Genomic DNA, 375 nt, shown 5'->3' with positions numbered 1-375 from the left:
GTTCTGTCACCGACGGCCCTTGCGGCCCGTCGGGAGACGGCCATCCATCTAGGGCTGTCGTTGCCGGCAGCCTCGTGCGGTCTACCCGCGGACTCGGGCGGGCAGCCCTCGAACGTCCGCGCAGGGCCGTCAGCCGACGGCCCCTCTTGACCTTGCTCCGGGTGGGGTTTACCTAGCCCTCCGAGTCACCTCGGAGGCTGGTGGTCTCTTACACCACCGTTTCACCCTTACCGAGGACCTGGGTCCCCGGCGGTTTGCTTTCTGTGGCACTGTCCCGCGGGTCACCCCGGGTGGGCGTTACCCACCACCCTGCCCTATGGAGCCCGGACGTTCCTCGGGGGGATGCGGTGCACCCCCACGCGGCCGTCCGGCCGG

At 70.1% G+C, this 375-nt stretch carries 1 other RNA gene; it reads right to left on the bottom strand.

The features are described from left to right. Nucleotides 1–34: 34 nt before the first annotated feature. Nucleotides 35–368, bottom strand: an RNA gene (gene rnpB / locus GJQ66_RS12195) — RNase P RNA component class A. Nucleotides 369–375 lie beyond the last annotated feature (7 nt).

Origin of the sequence: Microbacterium sp. ZXX196 (genome assembly GCF_009709595.1) — a bacterium.
Lineage (GTDB): Bacteria > Actinomycetota > Actinomycetes > Actinomycetales > Microbacteriaceae > Microbacterium > Microbacterium excoecariae.
Note: the sequence above shows the minus strand (reverse complement) of the source record. Positions and strands in the feature narration are given on the sequence as shown.